Source organism: Citrobacter sp. Cf072, assembly GCF_030334485.1.
GTDB classification, from domain to species: domain Bacteria; phylum Pseudomonadota; class Gammaproteobacteria; order Enterobacterales; family Enterobacteriaceae; genus Citrobacter; species Citrobacter freundii.
Window position 1 is genome coordinate 20484 of sequence record NZ_JAOWDX010000047.1, and the last position, 21225, is coordinate 41708.

The 21225-nt window shown below is 46.8% G+C and carries 20 protein-coding genes; 7 read left to right on the forward strand and 13 right to left on the reverse strand.

From position 1 onward, the window contains the following. Nucleotides 1-11 precede the first annotated feature (11 nt). Nucleotides 12-1709 (reverse strand): sensor histidine kinase, encoded by a 1698-nt coding sequence (locus tag OGX66_RS18855; protein ID WP_003028239.1) that lies wholly within the window; start codon nucleotides 1707-1709, stop codon nucleotides 12-14. Between the two features lie 387 nt (nucleotides 1710-2096). Between OGX66_RS18855 and alaC the strand changes: the two genes are divergently transcribed. Then, nucleotides 2097-3335 carry an alanine transaminase gene (gene alaC / locus OGX66_RS18860; RefSeq protein WP_003028236.1) on the forward strand — a complete coding sequence of 413 codons (1239 nt, stop codon included), beginning with the start codon at nucleotides 2097-2099 and terminating at the stop codon, nucleotides 3333-3335. A 65-nt stretch (nucleotides 3336-3400) separates the two neighbouring features. On the opposite strand, the gene ypdK is transcribed toward alaC, so the two are convergent. Further along, nucleotides 3401-3472 (reverse strand): membrane protein YpdK, encoded by a 72-nt coding sequence (gene ypdK, locus OGX66_RS18865; RefSeq protein ID WP_010723117.1) that lies wholly within the window; start codon nucleotides 3470-3472, stop codon nucleotides 3401-3403. 343 nt (nucleotides 3473-3815) lie between these two features. On the opposite strand from ypdK, the gene OGX66_RS18870 reads away from it, so the two are divergent. Then, on the forward strand, nucleotides 3816-4433 hold the full coding sequence (locus tag OGX66_RS18870; RefSeq protein WP_003839265.1) for a lysozyme inhibitor LprI family protein: 618 nt from the start codon (nucleotides 3816-3818) through the stop codon (nucleotides 4431-4433). Nucleotides 4434-4474: 41 nt separating this feature from the next. On the opposite strand, the gene lpxP is transcribed toward OGX66_RS18870, so the two are convergent. Beyond that, complete coding sequence (gene lpxP / locus OGX66_RS18875) at nucleotides 4475-5395, reverse strand: kdo(2)-lipid IV(A) palmitoleoyltransferase (protein WP_003839269.1); 921 nt, start codon at nucleotides 5393-5395, stop codon at nucleotides 4475-4477. A 440-nt stretch (nucleotides 5396-5835) separates the two neighbouring features. Here lpxP and OGX66_RS18880 point away from each other — a divergent pair, with 440 nt between their 5' ends. After that, a complete protein-coding gene (locus OGX66_RS18880) occupies nucleotides 5836-6078 on the forward strand; it encodes a YfdY family protein (RefSeq protein WP_003028231.1) in 243 nt (80 codons plus the stop codon). A 106-nt stretch (nucleotides 6079-6184) separates the two neighbouring features. On the opposite strand, the gene pgtP is transcribed toward OGX66_RS18880, so the two are convergent. Then, complete coding sequence (gene pgtP, locus OGX66_RS18885; protein WP_003839270.1) at nucleotides 6185-7576, reverse strand: phosphoglycerate transporter PgtP; 1392 nt, start codon at nucleotides 7574-7576, stop codon at nucleotides 6185-6187. 415 nt (nucleotides 7577-7991) lie between these two features. Between pgtP and pgtC the strand changes: the two genes are divergently transcribed. From pgtC to pgtA, 3 genes are read left to right on the forward strand one after another with little or no spacing between them, the layout of a single operon-like run. Then, nucleotides 7992-9191 carry a phosphoglycerate transport regulator PgtC gene (gene pgtC / locus OGX66_RS18890; protein ID WP_103790837.1) on the forward strand — a complete coding sequence of 400 codons (1200 nt, stop codon included), beginning with the start codon at nucleotides 7992-7994 and terminating at the stop codon, nucleotides 9189-9191. A gap of 11 nt (nucleotides 9192-9202) precedes the next feature. Further along, complete coding sequence (pgtB, locus tag OGX66_RS18895; protein ID WP_170973537.1) at nucleotides 9203-11197, forward strand: two-component system sensor histidine kinase PgtB; 1995 nt, start codon at nucleotides 9203-9205, stop codon at nucleotides 11195-11197. Next, complete coding sequence (gene pgtA / locus OGX66_RS18900) at nucleotides 11187-12434, forward strand: two-component system response regulator PgtA (protein WP_003839279.1); 1248 nt, start codon at nucleotides 11187-11189, stop codon at nucleotides 12432-12434. The genes pgtB and pgtA overlap by 11 nt, the downstream gene beginning before the upstream one ends. Nucleotides 12435-12539: 105 nt before the next feature. Here pgtA and OGX66_RS18905 read toward each other — a convergent pair whose 3' ends face one another. Beyond that, on the reverse strand, nucleotides 12540-13079 hold the full coding sequence (locus OGX66_RS18905; RefSeq protein WP_003839289.1) for a DUF2058 domain-containing protein: 540 nt from the start codon (nucleotides 13077-13079) through the stop codon (nucleotides 12540-12542). A gap of 112 nt (nucleotides 13080-13191) precedes the next feature. After that, nucleotides 13192-14145 (reverse strand): AraC family transcriptional regulator, encoded by a 954-nt coding sequence (locus OGX66_RS18910; protein ID WP_270935456.1) that lies wholly within the window; start codon nucleotides 14143-14145, stop codon nucleotides 13192-13194. Nucleotides 14146-14194: 49 nt separating this feature from the next. Here OGX66_RS18910 and OGX66_RS24550 point away from each other — a divergent pair, with 49 nt between their 5' ends. Next, on the forward strand, nucleotides 14195-14725 hold the full coding sequence (locus OGX66_RS24550; RefSeq protein WP_203398381.1) for a helix-turn-helix domain-containing protein: 531 nt from the start codon (nucleotides 14195-14197) through the stop codon (nucleotides 14723-14725). Nucleotides 14726-14916: 191 nt separating this feature from the next. Here the strand turns inward: OGX66_RS24550 and OGX66_RS18915 are convergent, their stop codons facing one another. From OGX66_RS18915 to OGX66_RS18945, 7 genes are read right to left on the reverse strand one after another with little or no spacing between them, the layout of a single operon-like run. Continuing rightward, a complete protein-coding gene (locus OGX66_RS18915) occupies nucleotides 14917-15567 on the reverse strand; it encodes an MgtC/SapB family protein (RefSeq protein WP_003845032.1) in 651 nt (216 codons plus the stop codon). 18 nt (nucleotides 15568-15585) lie between these two features. Beyond that, nucleotides 15586-16578: an urea transporter gene (gene yut / locus OGX66_RS18920; protein WP_080953310.1), complete on the reverse strand. Its 993-nt coding sequence runs from the start codon at nucleotides 16576-16578 to the stop codon at nucleotides 15586-15588. A gap of 32 nt (nucleotides 16579-16610) precedes the next feature. After that, entirely contained in the window at nucleotides 16611-17561 is a 951-nt protein-coding gene (locus OGX66_RS18925) for an urease accessory protein UreD (protein ID WP_102190561.1), read from the reverse strand. Next, complete coding sequence (ureG, locus tag OGX66_RS18930; RefSeq protein ID WP_270935459.1) at nucleotides 17536-18195, reverse strand: urease accessory protein UreG; 660 nt, start codon at nucleotides 18193-18195, stop codon at nucleotides 17536-17538. Before ureG ends, OGX66_RS18925 begins: the two co-directional genes overlap by 26 nt. Before the next feature lie 12 nt (nucleotides 18196-18207). Further along, nucleotides 18208-18909 carry an urease accessory protein UreF gene (locus OGX66_RS18935; protein ID WP_032939218.1) on the reverse strand — a complete coding sequence of 234 codons (702 nt, stop codon included), beginning with the start codon at nucleotides 18907-18909 and terminating at the stop codon, nucleotides 18208-18210. 19 nt (nucleotides 18910-18928) lie between these two features. Then, a complete protein-coding gene (locus OGX66_RS18940) occupies nucleotides 18929-19492 on the reverse strand; it encodes an urease accessory protein UreE (RefSeq protein WP_136346160.1) in 564 nt (187 codons plus the stop codon). A 13-nt stretch (nucleotides 19493-19505) separates the two neighbouring features. Next, nucleotides 19506-21224, reverse strand: coding sequence for an urease subunit alpha (locus tag OGX66_RS18945; RefSeq protein ID WP_192468534.1), 1719 nt, complete (start codon nucleotides 21222-21224; stop codon nucleotides 19506-19508). Between the last annotated feature and the right edge of the window lies 1 nt (nucleotide 21225).

Sequence of the window (21225 nt, forward strand, 5' to 3'; positions counted from 1 at the left end):
TTCACTCCTGGTTAAAGCAACAATGTGGCCGGTGCGGCTGCGGGCGAATGCTGATTCGGTACATAAAAGGCAATCTCAGTGCCTGGCTCCAGACGGCGGATATGTAATCCCTCACCGTAGAGCAGCTTAACGCGATGGTGTACATTCAACAGACCAATTTTATTGCCCGGCATTTCATTGGATTCGACCCGTTCAATCACTTTTGGATCGATACCGTGGCCCGTATCCCGCACAGCAATACGAACCCGGTTACCACACTCCGCCACGCTGATGGTAACCACGCCTTTCCCTTTGCAGGGCTGAATCCCATGGACGATAGCGTTTTCTACCAGCGGCTGAATCAGCAGGCTGGGGATATAACAGCTTACCTCTTCATCGATATCATAAATAACCGTTAGTTTGTCGCCAAAACGCGCTTGTTCGATGGCGATGTAATCCTTGATTTGATACAGCTCTTTTTTGATGTCGATCTGCTCATCGTCTTTTAATTCGATATTGTAGCGAAGATAACGCGACAAATTAAAAATGAGCTGGCGTGCGGTGTCCGGGTTAAGTCGCACCGACGACGAAATTGCGTTCAGGGCGTTAAACAGGAAATGGGGATTTATTTTACTTTGTAGTGCGCGTAGCTCTGCCTTATTTGCCATTTCACGTAGCTGTTCCGCCCGGGAAACTTCAAGCTGAGTCGAGATAATTTGCGACAGGCCAATAGCCATTTCCTGCAGCGAGGAGGTTATCTGGTGGGCGTGACAGTAGTAGATTTTTAGCGTACCGGTGACAACGCCTTTCTCCCACAGCGGGATCACCAGCATGGAGTGTATTTCCGGTGTGCGATGCGCTTCATCATTGTTTTTAATGATGATTTTTCCGTAATTGATCGCCTGCTGCGTGGTAGGACTGACGAAATCATCGTTATCACGGTAGTTAAGTTCCCCCACGCCAACGTAGGCCAGAACGTGCTGGGTATTGGTAATTGCGACGGCGTCCGCATGGATGTCATGGCGAATAATTTCGCATACCTGGCGGAGCGACTCGCTGTTAACCTGCCGAAAAAGCGGCAAGGTTTTGTTGGCAATATCCAGCGCCAGCTTGGCCTGCTTCGCGGCGCTGGCCTCTTTCTCGCCCTCCACGCTTTGCACTAGCATGACGATAAAGCCAATGCAGACGCTGCCCAGGATCATTGGGATACCGATTTTTGAGACAATATCCAGCCCCAGTGCGGTAGAGGGGGCCCAGACGACGACGAGGATCATCGTCAGGGATTCGCAAAGCATTCCGCCTAAAATGCCAGCTCGCCAGTGCTGTGCTTTAGGGATCTTACGGTTGATCCACCCGGCAATACAGCCTGCCAGAATACTGGTGATAAAACAGGGCAGGGCGGTGACGCCGCCGATGTCGATCAGATAGCGGTGGGTACCCGCGATGAGGCCCGTAATGATACCGACCCACGGACCAAACAGAATCCCCCCTGACATGACCGCGATAATACGCACGTTAACCAGTGAGCCTTCAACCGGTACGCCGGACCAGGTACTGAACAGGGCAAACATTGAGAAAATCGCGGTAACGGCGAGCAGCTCTTTTGGGGAGTGGGCTGATTTGTGCAACAGTTCGCGGAACAGGCGGATACGAATCAGGAAAAACAGACAGAACAGCATCAGTGCTGCCCGGTCAAATACCGCCAGCAGCATATTGAATATTTCGTGCACGGGTGACTCTTGCGCAAGGGTTAAACCTCTATGATAGGTAACCTGGGCCAGGATGACCAGCGCCCACGTAGCCTGTGCCTAATGAGGAAAAACCATAATATTAAAAGGGGATTGTTGCATGATTGTTGTATTTACAATACCTGTCCTGTCGGCGCTGCGTTCAAGGTAATGTATTTAACAACAAAATGTTAAATGATGGTAATTTTAAGCGGGTTGTGAAAATGAATATTTCCTCATTTTACTATGTTGTTCCTCTTTTTTGTCAGGAAAAAATATTTTGTTTTGCCTCTCGACAGAAGGAAATTATTCAGGCTATTTTCTAAACGTGCCACCATCGTGGCAGCGTCGCTCGGACGGTCCGGGCGCTAACGTTAATCTGAGGATATTATGGCTGACTCCCGCCCTGAACGTCGCTTTACGCGTATTGATCGCCTTCCCCCGTACGTTTTTAACATCACGGCTGAACTGAAGATGGCTGCGCGTCGGCGCGGCGAAGATATTATCGACTTCAGCATGGGGAACCCGGATGGGGCCACGCCTCCTCACATTGTTGAAAAACTGTGTACCGTAGCGCAGCGCCCGGATACGCACGGTTATTCCACCTCTCGCGGTATTCCGCGTCTGCGTCGGGCGATTTCCCGCTGGTACCAGGAACGCTATGACGTTGAGATCGATCCTGAATCCGAAGCCATTGTGACCATCGGTTCCAAAGAGGGACTTGCGCACCTGATGCTGGCAACGCTCGATCACGGTGATACGGTCCTCGTACCCAACCCAAGTTATCCCATCCATATTTATGGCGCGGTGATTGCCGGCGCGCAGGTACGATCTGTGCCGCTGGTCGAAGGCGTCGATTTCTTTAATGAGCTGGAGCGCGCGATTCGCGAAAGCTATCCGAAACCGAAGATGATGATCTTAGGTTTCCCGTCGAACCCGACTGCGCAATGCGTCGAGCTGGAGTTCTTCGAAAAAGTTGTGGCTCTGGCTAAACGCTATGACGTGCTGGTGGTTCATGATCTTGCCTATGCCGATATTGTCTACGACGGCTGGAAAGCGCCGTCGATTATGCAGGTACCGGGCGCTCGCGATGTCGCAGTTGAATTTTTCACCCTGTCGAAAAGCTACAACATGGCGGGATGGCGTATCGGTTTTATGGTGGGCAACAAAACGCTGGTGAACGCGCTGGCGCGAATTAAGAGCTATCACGATTACGGGACCTTTACACCGTTACAGGTTGCGGCTATCGCCGCGCTGGAAGGCGATCAGCAGTGCGTGCGAGATATTGCAGAGCAATATAAACGTCGTCGTGATGTGCTGGTCAAAGGGCTGCATGAAGCTGGCTGGATGGTCGAGGTGCCAAAAGCCTCGATGTACGTTTGGGCGAAAATTCCAGAGCAATACGCCGGGATGGGGTCACTTGAGTTTGCCAAGAAACTGCTGAACGAAGCGAAGGTATGTGTTTCACCGGGGATTGGGTTTGGTGATTATGGTGATACGCATGTGCGTTTTGCGTTGATTGAAAACCGTGACCGTACCCGCCAGGCTATTCGCGGTATCAAAGCAATGTTCCGCGCAGATGGCCTGTTACCGACCAGTGCAAAATCGACTTCTGAAAGTACCGACTGACCGAATGTTCCCCCAAAATGCAAACAGGAGCCTTATGGCTCCTGTTTTTTGCTGCGTCTTTTAATTTAGATCATCAGGGCGAAAGTACCGGCCCAAACGATGACCATAAAAGAAATGCCCATAAAGAAATATTTCACTTTTCATCTCTCCGCATACCTTGGGTATGTCTAAATGAACATATGCTTACCTGACAGAGAGCTGATGCACGCATAAACGAAATGGAGAATTCCCCTCGTTTACTTGGCTGCATCACCTCAGAATTCTGAGCTTTAATGCTCCAGACGGCGCTAATGTACGCCTAAAAATGAGGTGAGACAAGAGGCATTTTTTTATTTAATTTTAATAACTTACAAGTGTCGTGATTCGGCGACAGTTTAATTTCTTTCGGTAATAAATTGCTATTGAGCGACGGAATGCTTACTCGGATAGTTCTCATATCGCCATGATGTTAGTGCGGTTAATTTTTCGCGGAATTTAATAATGAAAAGGTTAAAAATGACCAGGTTAATGATGTTAGCACTCGCTCTTACGCCGTTGACGTCGATGGCGGCCTCGCCGCTGGCGTTCAATTTCAGCTGCGCAAGTATTGGTGGTGTGAATAGTGATGGTAAAGGCAATGTCTGGATTGATGGCGGGAAGGCGACGGTGAAGGCTTTCAATGAAAACTATTGGGAGGCGACAAGTGGTAAAAATACCGTTTCTATCTCCCGCAAAGATGACGGAAATCCGGACGTATCCTGGACTGGACCTAATCGTAAGCACGGGGTTTGCCTGCCGGAGGATAATATTGATTATTCTCCAGCGAAAAAATCGACCAACGCAGGTCCGTCTTACTCCTGCTCTGCTGTTCAAAAGGGAAGTGCGGAAGATATTATTTGCCAGAGCCCATCGCTCTCTGCAATGGATCTGAAATTGAACGAAATTTTTAAACAGGCACTGGCTAAATCGAAGAATGATCCGATGTTAAAAGCAGAGCAGCGCGGTTGGATCAAAGGACGCAACGAGTGCTGGAAGGAGAAGGATGATGAGCCAGCCTGCATTGCCCGAAGCTACAGCGAACGAATGACTGAACTCCACAATAAATGGGGCGTGAAGTAATTCAGCCGTAGAAAAAAAGAAAGGCCTTGCGGCCTTTCTTTTCAGATATATAACGAGGCTTCACCCATCGGGCGCGTTTTGAAGCGACGGTGGATCCAGAGATACTGCTCGGGGGCGCGCATGATCTCTTTTTCGATAATTTTATTCATATAGGCCGCTGCCTGGCACTCATCAGACGGGTAACCTTCCATTTCAGGCGTGATGAACAGGCGATAACCAGAGTTATCTGCTTTTCTCACCATGGTTACGGTCAGCATCGCTGCACCCGACAAACGCGACAGCACGTAGGTACCGTTGGTGGTTGCCACATCTTTGACGGCAAAGAAGGGGGCAAATGAGCTTCCTTTACGACCGTAGTCCTGATCGGGGGCAAACCATACGGCTTCTCCTTTTTTCAGAGCGCCGACGATACCACGCAGATTATTTCTGCCGATCATCGCCTTGTTGGAGCGCATACGACCGCGGGTTTGGATCCACTCCATCAACTTATTGTTGTGCGGGCGATAGGTCGCCATCATTGGCTGACAAAGTCCCATTACGCGGCCACCCAACTCGAGCGACATAAAGTGTACACCTACAACCATCACACCACGATTTTGCAACTGGGCGCGTTTCAGGTTGTCCAGTCCTTCTACATCAAACCATTTACGCACCCGACGGTCCGGCCAGAACCAGGCCATACCTGTTTCAAGTAGCCCCATGCCGAGTGAACGGAAATTCTCATCGACCAGTTTGTCTCTTTCTTCCTGCGACAAATTTGGGAAACAGAGTTCGAGATTTTTACGTGCAATAGATTCACGGCGTTTTAAAAATGGACGAGCCAGCGTTCCTGTACGGGTACCAAGAAAACACAATACGGGATAGGGAAGCTGTACCAGTAACCAGAGCACTCCAACACCAAACCACGTGAGCCAGTAGCGCGGATGCAAAAACGCGCGTGAAAATTTACATTGGGGGAACATAAGCACCTGTTGTTGATACGAAATAGATGTATCGCGAAGATTCTTTGTCTTTCGCTTTACTCTCTTTACTGATCGTTAGGCCGCCATGAACGACATTGGTTCCTGTAAAGAGTGTAAAACTGAGTCAGGACAAAACCACGAGGGGGCATGAATGATCGGACGCACAATGTACACCCGAAAATTAATGTCAGCCAGAAATAATTACTCAAGATTCGTAAATGTTTTTAAGGCGATTAAGAACAAAAATTAACCTATATATAATCCGTTGTTTTTATGCAGATTAAATAAATGTCTGCCCGAGAGAGTAATAGTATGCAGGTGAAGGATTTTTGTAACTAAGATGTTGCTGAAATTGCACGAGGATAGGAATTGTCTTAGAATATAAAGTTAAGGGAGTGTAAGGACTTACGTTAAGTTTACGGCAAACAGGAGGTATCGCTATGCTCTATTTCTGGATCTTTCTCGCTCTGAGCATTTTGTGCGTCAGTTGCTATATCTGGCAGGTTATGGGCGCTGCGGCGTCAATCAGCGCTTTTCTCGGCATGGCCATCCTTACGGCATTAATTTACTTTTTTACTATGCGATTGACCAATGGTAACGAAATGGTAACCGGGTTATTCCTGTTTCTTGCTCCTGCTTGCGGTTTAATTATTCGCTTTATGGTGGGTTACGGTAAGCAATAATTTGGAATGTTACGTTTAGCAATAAATTATCACGTTGAGCTTTTTTATTTATCTGAGTTATTGAAGTGCCAGCATCGCTGGCACTTTTTTGTAAGAGCGAAATGAATTACCGGGCATCCGCCAACTGGAGTGAGGCTTCCTCTTGCTGAGCATTTTTTCGCTGCTGTTCGAGCTCCAGCGCGCCACGATGAGAGAGGTAGCAAAACAGGATGCAGCAGACAATCCCACCCATCAACAGATAGAATCCGCCATGCCATCCCATTTTGTCGACCATTACGCCAAACAGGCTGGTTCCCAGCGACGCGCCAAAAATGTAGCTCATAAATCCGCGTAAACCTACCGCTGACCCCACTGCGAAGCTGGGGACGATTTCCATCGTCTGAACAGAAGCGAGGAACTGTGGAACATAGATCAGGCAACCCACAATGGCGGCAAAAATAGTGACCATCAGCAGGGATTCACTTTTCCAGTAGCCGATCAAACAGACGAAAATCAGCGCCATACAAATCATGGCCAGCGGCATGCGACGGCCTTTAAACAGTTTATCGGTAAGCCAACCCGCCAGTAATGTGGAAGGGATTGCTGCCCATTCAAAAAACAGAAAAGCGATGCTCATTTGCTCTTTCGAGAAATGTTTTTCGGTTAATAAATAAATTGGCAACCAGCTAATCATGCCAAAACGCACCATATAGACGAAGACATCTACCAGTGAAACATACCAGGCATTCTTATTACGCAGCACATAGGTGCAGAAGATCTGGAAGGCACTCATATTTTCTGGCGCCTGGACAGTGTGTCGGGAATTTAATACGACTTTTTCTTCCGGCATCATTTGTTCCAGAGCCGGTAAGCCTTCCTGGCGTGGTGAACCTTTCCCCAGCATTAGCACAATAAAAGCGAACAGGACGGCCACACCGGCCGGAACAATATAGCTGGCACTTTGCCAGTGCTCGCTCCCCAAAATGGCAAAGGCGGCACCCACGATCGGGGCAACAATACCACCGCCAACATTGTGAGAGATATTCCAGAATGCGCCAACGCGTCCACGTTCTTTACGCGGAAACCAGTTGGCAATGGTAATAAATGAAGGGCCAACGCCCATACCCTGGAACAAACCATTGAAAACGACCAGAGCGGCAAAAATCCAGAATCCGGTACTGAATCCTAAACCGACGTTTACAATGGCGCACAGAATCAGGCCGCATGCCATAAAGACCTTAGGGCTGGCCTTGTCTGCCAGGCTGCTCATAATGCCTTTACTGATCCCATAAGCAATAAGCATGCAGCTGCTGAGTAGACCAATTTGTGTGGCACTGAGATCCAGATGTTCCTTCAGGTACGGTGTTGAGAGCGTGAAGTTATTGCGCACAATATAGTACGCAAGATAGCCAAGAAATACGCTGAGTAATGCCTGAATGCGGTATCGGCCATACGTTTCCTGGACTTTCTCCGCCGGGACTTTATTTGCCGCTGGCCCTGCTTTAAATATTGATAACATATCATCACCTAAATTTATATTGATGTGAATATCAGGATTTTTCGCAGTGAAGAGTGAAATAGACGGCAGAGAAACTCAAGTTGATGAAATGAGTCACTATTGACACAATTTGTGGATTGCGTGGCTGATTTTGACTCTTTTTAAATAATGGATTTTCAATTCTATTCTTTTACGGACGTTTTTATCATCGGCGTGTGCGGATATTAACAAATTCAGGCTGCATTTTCGGGTATTCTTTACCGATGCCGTCACTTTCCGTTTGGTTAGTCTACGAATAACCTTATTCTTCACTCTGGCAGTGATAAACGGGTAAGTTTTGTCTCAATATTATTTTTTGCACATGTTGGTATTTATGAACGGGATCACAAACAGACTTTTGGACCGGGGCCGTTGTTGGGCGATCTCGCTCTGTTTTATGTCGCTGTCGGTGAGTTGTCTGGCGCAGGGTAAAGAGCTGGTAATGGCAACAACCTTTTCACCGGGGGCAACGGCCTGGATTATTCAGCGTTGGCAGACGGAACCGGGGTCGGTGATGATTCGCACATTAAACCGGACCAGCAGTTCACTGGAACAACTGCTTGATACTGCCAATGCGGAGAACGTCGATTTAATTTTGACCTCGTCGCCCATGCTGTTGCAGCATCTTCAGGAGCATCAGAAGCTGGCGCCCTTCGATAATGTGCTGCCGGAAAGCCAGCGGCTGGTGCCGGACTCGATTCGTTCTACCTCCGTGGCTGTTGCGATATCTGGTTTTGGCCTGTTGATTAACCGTTCTGCGCTGGCGGCGCGTCATTTGTCGCCTCCTGCTGACTGGGGGGATTTAACGCATCCTAAATATCAGAACGCTTTGTTAATGAGTAGCCCGTCGCGTTCCGATACCAACCATCTGATGGTTGAGTCGTTGCTACAGCAAAAAGGGTGGGAAGAGGGCTGGGCGACATTACTGGCGAGTGCTGGAAATTTGGTGACGATTTCATCACGCAGTTTTGGCGTAGCCGACAAAATTAAGAGCGGCCTTGGCGTTGCGGGGCCGGTCATTGATAATTATGCCAACTTGTTGCTTAACGATCCTCACCTGGCGTTTACCTATTTTCCACGCTCGGCGGTATCGCCAACCTATGTTGCTGTTCTCAATAACAGCCAGCATCCCAATGAAGCGCGTCGTTTTATCCGCTATTTGTTAAGCCCGGAGGGACAGCGGATCCTTGCGGATGCGAATACGGGGAAATACCCGGTAACGCAGCTCGCATCTGATAATCCCCGCGCTGCTCAGCAGGCTATTTTAATGAACCAGCCTGCGCTTAATTATCGGCTGATCCTTAAGCGGCAACAGTTGGTGCAGCGGATGTTTGATACCGCCATCAGTTTTCGTCTTGCGCAACTAAAGGATGCATGGCGGGCGCTATACAGTGCGGAAGCTCGCCTGAAACGCCCGCTACCCGAAATTAGAGCCTTACTGACCAGCGTTCCGATAGATGCCAAAAGTAGTGAAGATGAAGCCTGGCTTGCGCAGTTTGATAATAAAAGCGTTGCCGAACAGCAGATGATGGAGTGGCAGCTCTGGTTTCTTAAAAATCAGCGTCAGGCGATATCAAAACTGGAAGAATTAAAATGAAAGGTGGATCGATACTGCACCGTCTGCGTCAGCTCAGCATCAGCAGCAGTCTGCGAGGAGCCTTTCTGACGGGCGCATTACTGACGTTGAGCGTAAGCTGCGTCAGTTTGTACTCCTGGCATGAGCAGAGCTCGCAGATACGCTATTCGCTTGATGATTACTTCCCGCGCGTGCATTCCGCTTTTTTGATTGAAGGGAATCTCAACCTGGTTGTGGACCAGCTTAATGAATTCCTGCTGGCTCCCAATACGACGGTAAGGCTGCAACTGCGCAATCAGATAATCTCGCATCTGGATAAAATCGAAGTGCTGAGCAGGGGATTGCAACCAGCAGAACAGCAGCAACTGGCGGTGATTTTGCAAGACAGCCGGGCGCTGATGGCGGAACTGGATCGGGTGCTCTACAACATGTTCCTTGTACGCGAAAAAGTGAGCGAACTTTCCGCGCGCATTGATTGGCTACATGATGATTTTACTACTGAGCTGAATTCACTGGTGCAGGATTTTACCTGGCAGCAGGGGACGTTGCTGGATCAAATCGAGGCCAAAAATGGTGATGCGGCGCTGTATCTCAAACGTGCCCGAGAGGTGCAAAACGAGCAGCAGCAGGTTTACACCCTGGCAAGAATTGAAAACCAGATCGTTGATGATTTACGTGACAGGCTTAATGAACTGAAATCGGGTAGCGACGACGGAATGCTGGTGGAGAATCACATCCGCTACCTGGAAAATCTGAAGAAAACGGCGGATGAAAATATCCGTACCCTTGATGACTGGCCCAGCACTATCACCCTGCGACAAACTATCGATGAGCTGCTGGAAATCGGGATGATGAAAAATAAAATGCCCGATACCATGCGCGATTATGTCGCAGCGCAAAAAGCGCTCGTTGATGCCAGCCATGCCAGAGAGGCCACACTTGGGCGCTTTCGAACACTGCTTGAAGCGCAACTGGGGAGTAGCCATCAGCAAATGCAGACGTTTAACCAACGGTTGGAACAAATTGTTCGTGTCAGCGGTGGACTTATCCTGCTGGCGACGCTGCTGGCGCTACTTCTCGCCTGGGGGCTTAATCACTACTTCATTCGTTCGCGTCTGGTGAAACGTTTTACTGCGCTCAACCAGGCCGTGGTGCAAATTGGTCTTGGCAGAACGGATGCCACTATCCCGGTATATGGACGCGATGAACTGGGGCGTATCGCAGGCTTGCTGCGCCATACTCTGGGCCAGTTGAGCGCGCAAAAAAATCAGCTGGAGCAGGAAGTGACCGAGCGCAAAGAGATTGAATCCGATCTTCGCGCAACGCAGGATGAGCTGATCCAAACCGCAAAACTGGCGGTGGTCGGCCAGACTATGACCACGCTGGCGCACGAGATTAATCAACCGCTGAATGCGCTGTCGATGTACCTGTTTACGGCGGGGAGGGCAATTGAACAGGGGCAATCCGCTCAGGCCAGAAGCACATTAACCAAAGCGGAGGGACTGATTACTCGCATTGATGCCATTATCCGTTCGCTGCGTCAGTTTGCGCGCCGGGCCGAGCCAGGTACGCCTCTGCATCCGGTCGATCTCCGACAAACGTTCAATGCTGCCTGGGAACTGTTGTCCATGCGGCATAAGCCACAGCAGGGTACGCTGACGCTCCCAGATCGGAGCGTGTGGGTGGCTGGTGATGAAGTGCGTATTCAGCAGGTGCTGGTAAACGTCCTGGCAAATGCGCTGGATGCCTGTCCGGTAGCGGCGAAAATAGATGTTCACTGGCAGGCCGAAGGCAGCCGGTTGTGCGTATTTATCAGCGATAACGGCCCCGGCTGGCCTGGGGCATTATTACCATCACTGTTAAAACCGTTTACCACCAGTAAGGATGTTGGCCTCGGTATTGGCTTATCGATTTGTGTATCGTTAATGATGCAAATGAACGGCGAACTGCGCCTGGCGTCAACCCCGGGGCGCAATGCCTGCGTTGTTCTGCAATTTAATCTGACGGATGTAAACGATGTTGAGTGATGAATATTCTGTTCTGCTTATTGATGATGATGCCGATGTTCTCGACGCTTACACCCTGTTGCTTGAACAGGAGGGATATCATGTATTCGCATGCAGTAACCCTTTTGATGCCCGAAATTGGTTGCAGGCCGACTGGCCAGGGATTGTCCTGAGCGATGTGTGTATGCCTGGCTGTAATGGAATCGACTTGATGACGTTGTTTCATCAGGATGACAATCAGCTTCCGATCCTGTTGATCACCGGGCATGGCGATGTTCCGATGGCGGTGGACGCGGTGAAGAAAGGGGCGTGGGACTTTCTGCAAAAACCGGTTGATCCTGGCAAACTGCTGGTGTTGGTAGAGGATGCGTTGCGTCAGAGAAAATCTGTGATTGCACGTCGTCACTATTGCCAGCAAAAGCTACAAGTTGAACTGGTCGGCTACAGTGACTGGGTTAATCAGTATCGCCAGCGTTTACGGCAACTGGCGGAAACGGATATTGCCGTCTGGTTTTATGGCGAGCCGGGAACCGGGCGTATGACCGGGGCCCGTTATTTACATCAACTTGGGCGCAGCGCTGAAGGCGCGTTTATTCGCGGTGAACTGACACCCGGGAACTCGGAACAACTCAATGACCTTATTGCCCAGGCGCAAGGGGGAACGCTGGTTCTGAGCCATATTGAGTGCCTGACGCGTGAACAGCAGCACCATCTGGTGCATTTGCAAAGCCAGGAGCGACGTCCGTTTCGCCTAATTGGCATTGGCGCCACTTCGTTGGTGGAACTGGCGGCAACCAACCAGATTGTGGCCGAACTCTATTACTGTTTTGCGATGACGCAAATTGGTTGCCAGCCGTTGTCTCAGCGCCCGGATGATGTTGAACCGCTGTTTCGCCATTATCTGCAGAAAGCCTGTCTGCGTCTGAACCATCCTGTGCCTGAGATTGACGGGGAATTACTAAAAGGTATGCGGCGTCGCGTGTGGTTAAGCAATGTTCGGGAACTGGCCAATGCCGCCGAGCTTTTTGCCGTTGGGCTATTGCCACTGGCTGAAACCGCGAATCCGCAACTGCATTTGCCTCAACCGACACCGCTCGATCGTCGGGTCGACGAGTACGAGCGGCAGATCATTACTGAAGCGCTAAATATCCATCAGGGGCGTATTAATGAAGTCGCGGAGTATCTACAAATCCCGCGTAAAAAACTCTATTTACGCATGAGAAAATACGGACTGAGCAAAGAACACTATAAGTTTTAGCAGGCGGAATGTGGGGATGAAGAGACGTTGACAGTATTTCGGTGGCGGCGTGAGCGTTCACCGAAATATGTGACGAAATTCCGGGTGATTATTGAGGGGTTTTGCTTACCACATCAGATCATCAGGAATGACAAAATCAGCATACGGATCGTCTTCATCCTTAGCTTCCTGGCTCAGTTCGCAATTAAGCACGATATAGCTTGCATCGCGCTGGGCAATCTTGTCGGCGACGACTGCCGGAATGATGGCGTATTCGCTCTCGCTACCACTTTCAGCCGTCAGACGGGCAATAGCCAGACGGCCCTTGATCAACTGAGACTGAGTCACCTTATCAACATAGACTTTTTTGATCAGATTATTGTCAGTAAAGTTGTAACCAATATCGCCACGGGTAATGGTGATTTTATTCATTTCAATTAGTTGCTTGATCTGCGCTTTATACTCTTTAGACAACGTGGCCTGCTTCTGTTGTTCGCTGAGTTGCTTATCACGCTCGATTTGCGCTTTTTTATTCTCTTCAACCGCTTCTCTGGCTTCACGAGCCTGAACGCGCGATTTTTTCGCCGTTCTCTGCACTTTCGCCATTTTTTTGCTGCTGACCAGACCCGCTTTAAGCATCTGTTCTTGTAGGGTAAGTTTTGTCATTGTCGCTTCTAATCCAAAAAATTGTTGTAAGGATTATAACCTTAACGTTCGGCGGGATGCCAGAATGTGGAAGCGTTCTCCAGATAGACCAGGGATTTACCCCATGGGTAGTTTATTTGCAAGATGAGAGATGGTCTCCAGGCGCGGTACCCATAACGCGCTTAAATGCCTGATAGAATCCAGATAATGATTCATATCCGACTCTGCTGTAAATATCCTCATTTTTTATACCTCTTCTAAGCAGGTTTAATGAGACATAAATCCTTAATTTACTTAATACCAGATTCGGTGTGTAGCTTGTCGCTTTCAATATACGGCGAATAAATGTCGAGCGCGACATATAGGTGAAGCGAGCCATATCATCCAGTGACCATGAATATTGTGGGTTGTCTCTTATCGCAATGATTAATTTGGCTAAGGCTTCATCATTTGCGGCATTCAAGAGATTTACGTCAATATCATATAAGGAAGATGATTCGCTAATGACATAATGCAATATAGCATCGGTCAGGTGTGCAATAATGCAATTGTTTTCATCGGCAGATGCGTTTACTTCAGTCAGTAGTAACTCAAAGAGAGAGTGTATTTTATTGCTGACGTCGTCTTTTTGTTTGATCACAAAAATGTCCGGAAGTAAGGCAAATAGCAATTGGCTGGCGATGGTTCTGGGTTGAATGAAACCACAAAGTAGATCGGTGGATTCTGAAGATGAGTCTTCAATTTTACTCATCTGTTTGCGGGGTAAATCATCAAGGTTTATATCAGGAGATGAGGCCAGAAAAAAAGGGAAGTTATTAAAAAAGAAGAGGATATCTCCCTTTTCCAGCTTAATACGTGGCTTTTGGTTAAACAAATCCAGCCAGCACTCCCCACTCAGGACGATATGAAAACTCGGTTCACCATAGGAGTATGTTGATGCTTTCCATTCGCTACAATACCTACCGAGGTGGAAGACGGATGTTTTCGCTTCTCCTCCCTTTAGTAGCCAGCCTGCAGTATTCATATTTTCCCCAATATTGTCATTAATAGACTGATTTTGAAACGATGGTGTATAGATAGTTGCCATTAGTGATTATAAGATTTGTTAACTAAGATACGCATTACAGGAGAGGATAGTGTTTCTGATATTTACTAAAGATATTATGTTGTTACAGGCTATTTATCATCTTTTTAAGAATGATGTGATCGTTCATGTTCAGCACGTACATGAGCTATGTGCTGTAGAAAATCACAATGCGAAAGTGATCATTGATACATTGAATAACAATATTTTCCATACTCGTTTAGCGTATCAATTGGAGAAAATTAAGCCCTCAAAAATTTATATACTCTCACCGTTTAGAATCAAACGTTGCTTCGGTGATACCCCCGTTTTTTTTGTAAATCGAAACGTTTCGCTGAGTAACTTCATTTCTTTGCTAAATTGCAATGAAAATTATGCTATTACTCCGGAATTATCGCTTTCTCGACGACAGCACCAGATTCTTACCTATATTCTGCAGCAAAGGTCATGTTCTTCAATTGCTGAGCAAATGCATATCACATTGAAGACCTATCATTGCCATAAGTATAATATAATGTTACTGCTTAAACTCAGAAAAATGAGTGATTTAGTACGGCATAAGATTTCATGTTATCTATTGTGAAAAAACACCGCAGGTCATTTTTAAAGACCAGGATTAAGTTGTTAAAGTGCAGGGGAAAGCACGTATTGTATAACACAGCTTTCAAAGCATGTATCTCCTAATATAATAGTTAAATCCTATTTTAAATGTAAAAACAACCAATGATAAATAAGATAACTATCGCACATAATATAATTAACATGTGAATAGTGTTATGCCACAGAAACCTCTTTAATTGCAGGGTTTTCTTTAAGTGAAGAAAGTATCTGATTCACTGAGGTTGCGTCCGTATACTCAACGTTTGCCGTGAGAACATGACAATCGGACGTATCATTAGCCAGTGAACGCAATTGGATGCGATATCCCTGTTCAGTAATCCAGGCCAGAACAACCTGCGTAGTCCCGGCTGCAATTCGCATACGTAGATGCAGATGGCGATTTAAAAAGCGGTAGGTAAGCTGACGGAACAACTCCAGCACGATGAGCGCCATAATCGTACCTATGATGCCAACTTCATACATTCCACTGCCGATAACCAGGCCTATTGCCGCGGTGACCCACACATCCGCGGCTGTTGTTAATCCTTTGATGGTTTGTTTTTGTACCAGAATATTTCCTGCACCGAGAAATCCCACGCCCGTGACAACCTGAGCTGCGATTCTGCTGGGATCTAATCCTATATGGGTATGTTCAATAACATCATAGAAACCGTATTTAGAAACTATCATGAACATAGCACTACCAATACCAATCAAGATATGTGTGCGTACACCTGCTTCTTTAGCGCGAATTTGACGCTCCAGACCAATTACGCCACCGAGCAGACTGGCTAATATAAGTCGGAAAAGAAATTCTTCAGTCATGATGATTCTCTCATTGATTCAGGAATGACGATGCTCGGGCATAAATTCTTTATTTGGTACCAGGAATAACCATGATGAAATAACAAATGGCATGGTTAATGTTGGTATACCAAAAGGCATTAAAAGCACATTCATGGCGGCCTGAATAAAAACTGTAAAAATGATCCCTGAGATAGTATAAATAAATACTCGCCAACCAGGTTGATTAAATACGGTGCCCAAGGCAACTGATGTCAGAACGGCACTAAAGGCATACAACCCTGAAGAAATGTCATGAGCATTAGCACCCAGATAATAAGCAAGCAGTGTCGCGATTAGAGAGCCGACGACGGCATAGCAGGCGCATACAACAGATTCTACGGCCAGACCTGCAATGAAGAATAAACTTGCAAGGATCCCAGGAAACAAAAATACCTGTGATATCCCATGCAGGGTGCCGTCAATAAAAAAGCTAAACGAGTAACTGCTTGGAGTTGTCGGGATATAATGTTGGGGCAGCTCTGGTAAGGGCAAACCCGAACCATAGATTTCATGAAAGGCGTAGCTGGCCAGTAGAATTACCCAAGTTGTTAGCACAAACGGCGCTGTTAATGCAGCTATTTTCCACGTTTTTAATATATCGGCAATACACACCGTAGCAATAACTGACACGACACTACCAACGATCAGGCAGAACCACATTAACGGCGTTGCAGTGATAAATACCGGAATAGCAATGCCTACCAGACAGCCATTATAGCTATAGAGGCCGTCCCGCCAACCTTTTACATCATGAGTTATGGCTCCTGTTATTGAAGCAAGGACAGTTCCAATTACGCATCCCCATGCAGCCAAAGGATTATTATTGCTATAAGCAGCGATAAATATAGCAATAAAAAACAATACCCCTGTGATGGGGTTGTTTTGAAACATTACCTGGGCACAACCTCGTAGTGATATATCAATGATTTTGAGAATGTAGTGCTTATCAATATTATTCTTCCATAATACTGGGATTGGATGTGTTGTCATCATTATTTACCAGGGTAAAGTAGGGGCGAGGATTATTTTTTCCAGATAAAGGGGGCCGGTAATTCTGCATTCAGAACGACTTTTCTGGTCGTGGCCCACACTGTACGAATATGTTTTTTTATAATGCTACTGTCATTAGCTAATATCTTGAATATAAGACCTGATTCCGCAGGGAGTGTTGACATCCCATAGCAACAATCTTTGCCGTAATGAGCTTTGAAGGTCGACAGAATAGATGCAATATTTTCTACTGGGGTTAATATAAAAATAGTGCCGATAATTTGAAAACTTCCAATAATCCCAATTTCTGTCATGGGATGCTCCTTGGGGCTTAGCACAATCTGTTCCTTGAAAAGGATATTCCCCGACTCATCTTTTGCAGATACAGTTGAGGAATAATAATCAAAACCATTAAGCTCGTTTTTATGATGATAACGACGTCCCGGTATAATAACTTCTGAATAAATAAGTGTTGCGTTTCTTTTATAATCAATAACGGTATCGTTAATAAATCTTGCATTGCGATGCAGGATTAAAGGATCGGGTAGGTATTCCAGATAGGAATTCTCGTTAAGTTGGATAAATTGAATCTGCGCGCCATAGTTTTTATCCATCGAATGTACTTTGGTTGCTGATTGTGTGTTGACGCTGGCGAAAGCATTTTCACCCACATTAATGGATAACACCATGCGATCTCCCTGCAGAACACAGCCTGAAGTCGATATCACGGTCACGCAGGGAAGATCAGGCAGTGCCTCGTCATGATACAATGCCTTTTGCGCAAATAATGGTGTGCGCTTTTCCATACGATGAAGAATGCTTTTTCTCCCGGAACGCGTGAAACCTAGGTACAAAAAACCATCTTTACCGATTGCCCCACTGGGCATTTGCTCCGGCTCCTGACGATACTCTTTTGGGATTTGCTTGTCCCAACGTTTCCGGGTCTTCTCTACCTCGTCATTTATATTCTGTGGATGAGTCATCTTGTTTTCCTTCAATAGTGTGACCAAATAAAAAATCGCGCTCAATCATATCCACCAGTTGTTCAATGCCTTCACCTGTTTTACAGTTAGTTAAAATATAAGGACGATTATTTCTGACATAACGGGTATCCGCTTCCATTACCTCCAGACTGGCACCTACATAGGGCGCTAAATCAATTTTATTGATGATTAATATATCGGCCTGTATCAGGCCTGGACCATTTTTACGTGGAATCTTTTCACCTTCAGCGACGTCAATAACATAGATATAAAAGTCAGCTAATGCAGGACTGAAAGTGAGGGTAAGGTTATCTCCACCGCTTTCAATCATGATTAAATCGCTATCCGGGAATTTATCTTCCATTTCTTCCACGGCCGCAATATTCATACTGGGATCTTCGCGCACTGCTGTGTGTGGACATGCCCCTGTTTCAACGCCAATGATTTTTTCTTCTTCTAATATTCCTTTCAGTGTTCTTTTGACCTGCTTTGCATCCTCCGTAGTGACCACATCATTAGTCACAATCAGAGGTTTATATCCGCGACGAATAAGAACGGGAGTAATAACTTCAATAATGGCCGTTTTTCCTGAACCCACGGGACCACCAATGCCAATTCGAGTAATTTTTTTCATTTCTAACCTCAGTTAATTCATAAACAAACGTACATGGGCATCGACATGAACAGCTGCCAGAATGTCGATCATCGGTGAAAAAGAAGACATTTCTTCCGGTCGGGTGTTGAGCGCCATTTCAGCGTAATCAGGAAAAAGTGACGTGACTTCGGCCAGAATTTTTTGGCTATCCAGATGTGTGATCCGCATCAGTCTTTGCGCGGCACTGAGAATGGTCATTGCTACGCCATAAAAATGCATGGCCAGCATCGCATCTTCATCAAGATCTAAATGGCTCATGAGTAGCCCATGGGAAACAGGGTAGGTGCCAACAACCGTTCCCTGGCGAATTTGCTCGAGCCACCAGTTAAATACCGGATCAGGGTAAATAGCGGCTGAAAGTTCAGTTAATTTTTTTCCCATTCTTTGGGTCATCAGTCTGGGTTCTGGAGATAATTTTCTACTGATCAAATCATTATCAATTGAGATAAGCTCATTTAACCTGTTACTGCGGCAGGCGCGCATGGTTTGTATTTGCGCGACAGCATCGCACTTTGCGGCCTGCAATAGGGCGGTACAGACATACTGCTTCAGGGTTTGCCGATTGTAGACAATGCCGCAAGATATGGCAGATTCAACTCCACAGGAAAAAGTAAATGCCCCGACAGGAAGGACTGAATCGCCAAATTGTAGTATCCGAGCGATATTAAGTAACCTATGTGAGCTCTCTGACATGATTGCCAACCTTATTACGTTAGTGGTCAATGTGTACATGCGTATGCGCTTCTTCTGTGCCACCAAAAAGAAGTCGGGATTCAGACGGTGTTAAGAGCGGGATGACTTTTTCACCTTCCGTAAAATAGTATTGCCCTTCAATGTAACCATGAGATTTCATGACTGAAGCCAACATTTTGTCGGCTACAACAATAGGAATAAAAACACAGTATCCTTTTATGACGGCTTTCCAGTGCTGATTTCCTAAAGCGTGACCTAGTTCAAACGCTCGGGTGAGAAGGTCAGTGATTTTTTCTACGCCAAATAATCCAAGATCGACAACCATTACGCGCCGTAGCTGTATTTTTACCGTAAGTAAATATCGCTTGGCTTTATCATATAAAAGAATATCACCATCATTTAGGCGGATATGACGGTCCAGCGATAAACCGATATCGTAGCCGAATTGACTTTTTTTCCGGCAACGGCTTTTCTGTGCTTCCCATTGTTCAAGAACCAGTACATCGTGTTTAATTCCTTCAGCGGAGAGATCAAGCTCGCCACGGGAATTTATATTTCCGAGGGTTTTTTCGATTAAATACATAACAGCTTTCCTTTTAACCAAAGAAATATTTTTGATTCATAACAGCAGTTTGAATGGGCTGGCAGGTTGCATGCACACCATCAACCTTTACGGCAAATGTTTCTGGGTTCACATCAATGTGTGGGGTTGCATTGTTTCTGATAAGGTCATGTTTGCTAATGCTACGACAGTTATTAACTGCAACCACCTGTCTCTCAAGCCCGGCTTTTTCTTTAACACCATCCTCAAGGGCAGCCTGTGATACGAAGGTAATGCAGGTATCCTGCAACGTTTTTCCCATAGCACCAAACATAGGGCGATAGAAGACGGGCTGAGGAGTTGGCAGAGAAGCGTTAGGATCACCCATTAATGACCAGTTAATCATCCCCCCTTTAATAATAAGTTTCGGCTTGGCCCCAAAAAATTGAGGTTCCCAGAGTACAAGGTCAGCCATCTTACCCACTTCAACAGAACCAAGAATATGGCTAACACCTTGTGTAATGGCAGGGTTGATCGTAATTTTGGCAACGTATCGAAGAACACGGAAATTGTCGTTATTCGGATTGTCTTCCGGTAATTTCCCGCGAGCGACTTTCATCGCATGCGCAGTTTGCACCAGACGCAGCCAGTTTTCTCCTACGCGACCCATTGCCTGAGAATCGCTGGAGAACATGGATATAACACCCATATCATGCAGAATGTTTTCTGCTGCAATCGTTTCAGGACGAACGCGGCTTTCTGCAAATGAAACATCGGCAGCAACGTTAGGATTCAGGTTGTGGCACACCACAATCATATCGAACAGTTCTGCCTGGCTGTTAATACCAAAAGGTAACGTTGGATTGGTCGAACTTGGCAGAACGTTTGGTTGGCTGGCGACCTTAATAATATCCGGAGCATGACCACCGCCAGCGCCTTCTGTATGAAAGGTGTGAATTGTCCGTCCTTCAAAGGCCGCAATCGTATTTTCAACATATCCAGCTTCATTGAGGCTGTCAGTATGTACGGAGACCTGAATATCCATATCATCGGCGGTGCGAAGTGCGTGGCGGAGCGAGTTTGGTGTGGCACCCCAGTCCTCATGCACTTTCAGCCCAACGGCACCGGCAATAATTTGCTCCTGCAGGGGAGCTTTACTGTAGGCATTGCCTTTGCCCAGTAGGCCAATGTTGACTGGAATACCTTCCCATGCACGTAGCATGGCACGCATATTCTTTGGTCCAGCGGTCACAGTGGTACCATTTGTACCATCAGTTGGCCCAATTCCTCCACCGAAGAAGGTGGTGATACCGTTAGACAATGCGGCATATGCTTGCTGAGGGGAGATCAGATGAATATGAGAGTCGATACCTGCCGCAGTCAGAATCAAGTGCTCACCAGAAATAGCGTCGGTACTAAGCCCGACCGTCATCCCTGGCGTGACGCCAGACATAATTGCTGGGTTGCCGCTTTTACCAATGCCCGATATCAATCCATCCTTAATACCAACATCTGCTTTAATAACCCCTAGTTTGGCATCAACTATCGTGACATTGGTAATAACTAGATCGAGAACGCCCTGGTCGCGGGAACACTGATTATTAGCACCCATACCATCGCGTAATGATTTTCCGCCGCCATAAACCGATTCGTCACCATAACCGCGTAGATCTTGTTCGATTTCAATATATAAATCAGTTTCACCTAAACGAATTTTATCACCGATCGTTGGACCAAACAGGCTGGCATATTCCTTTCTGGATATTGTTGGCATA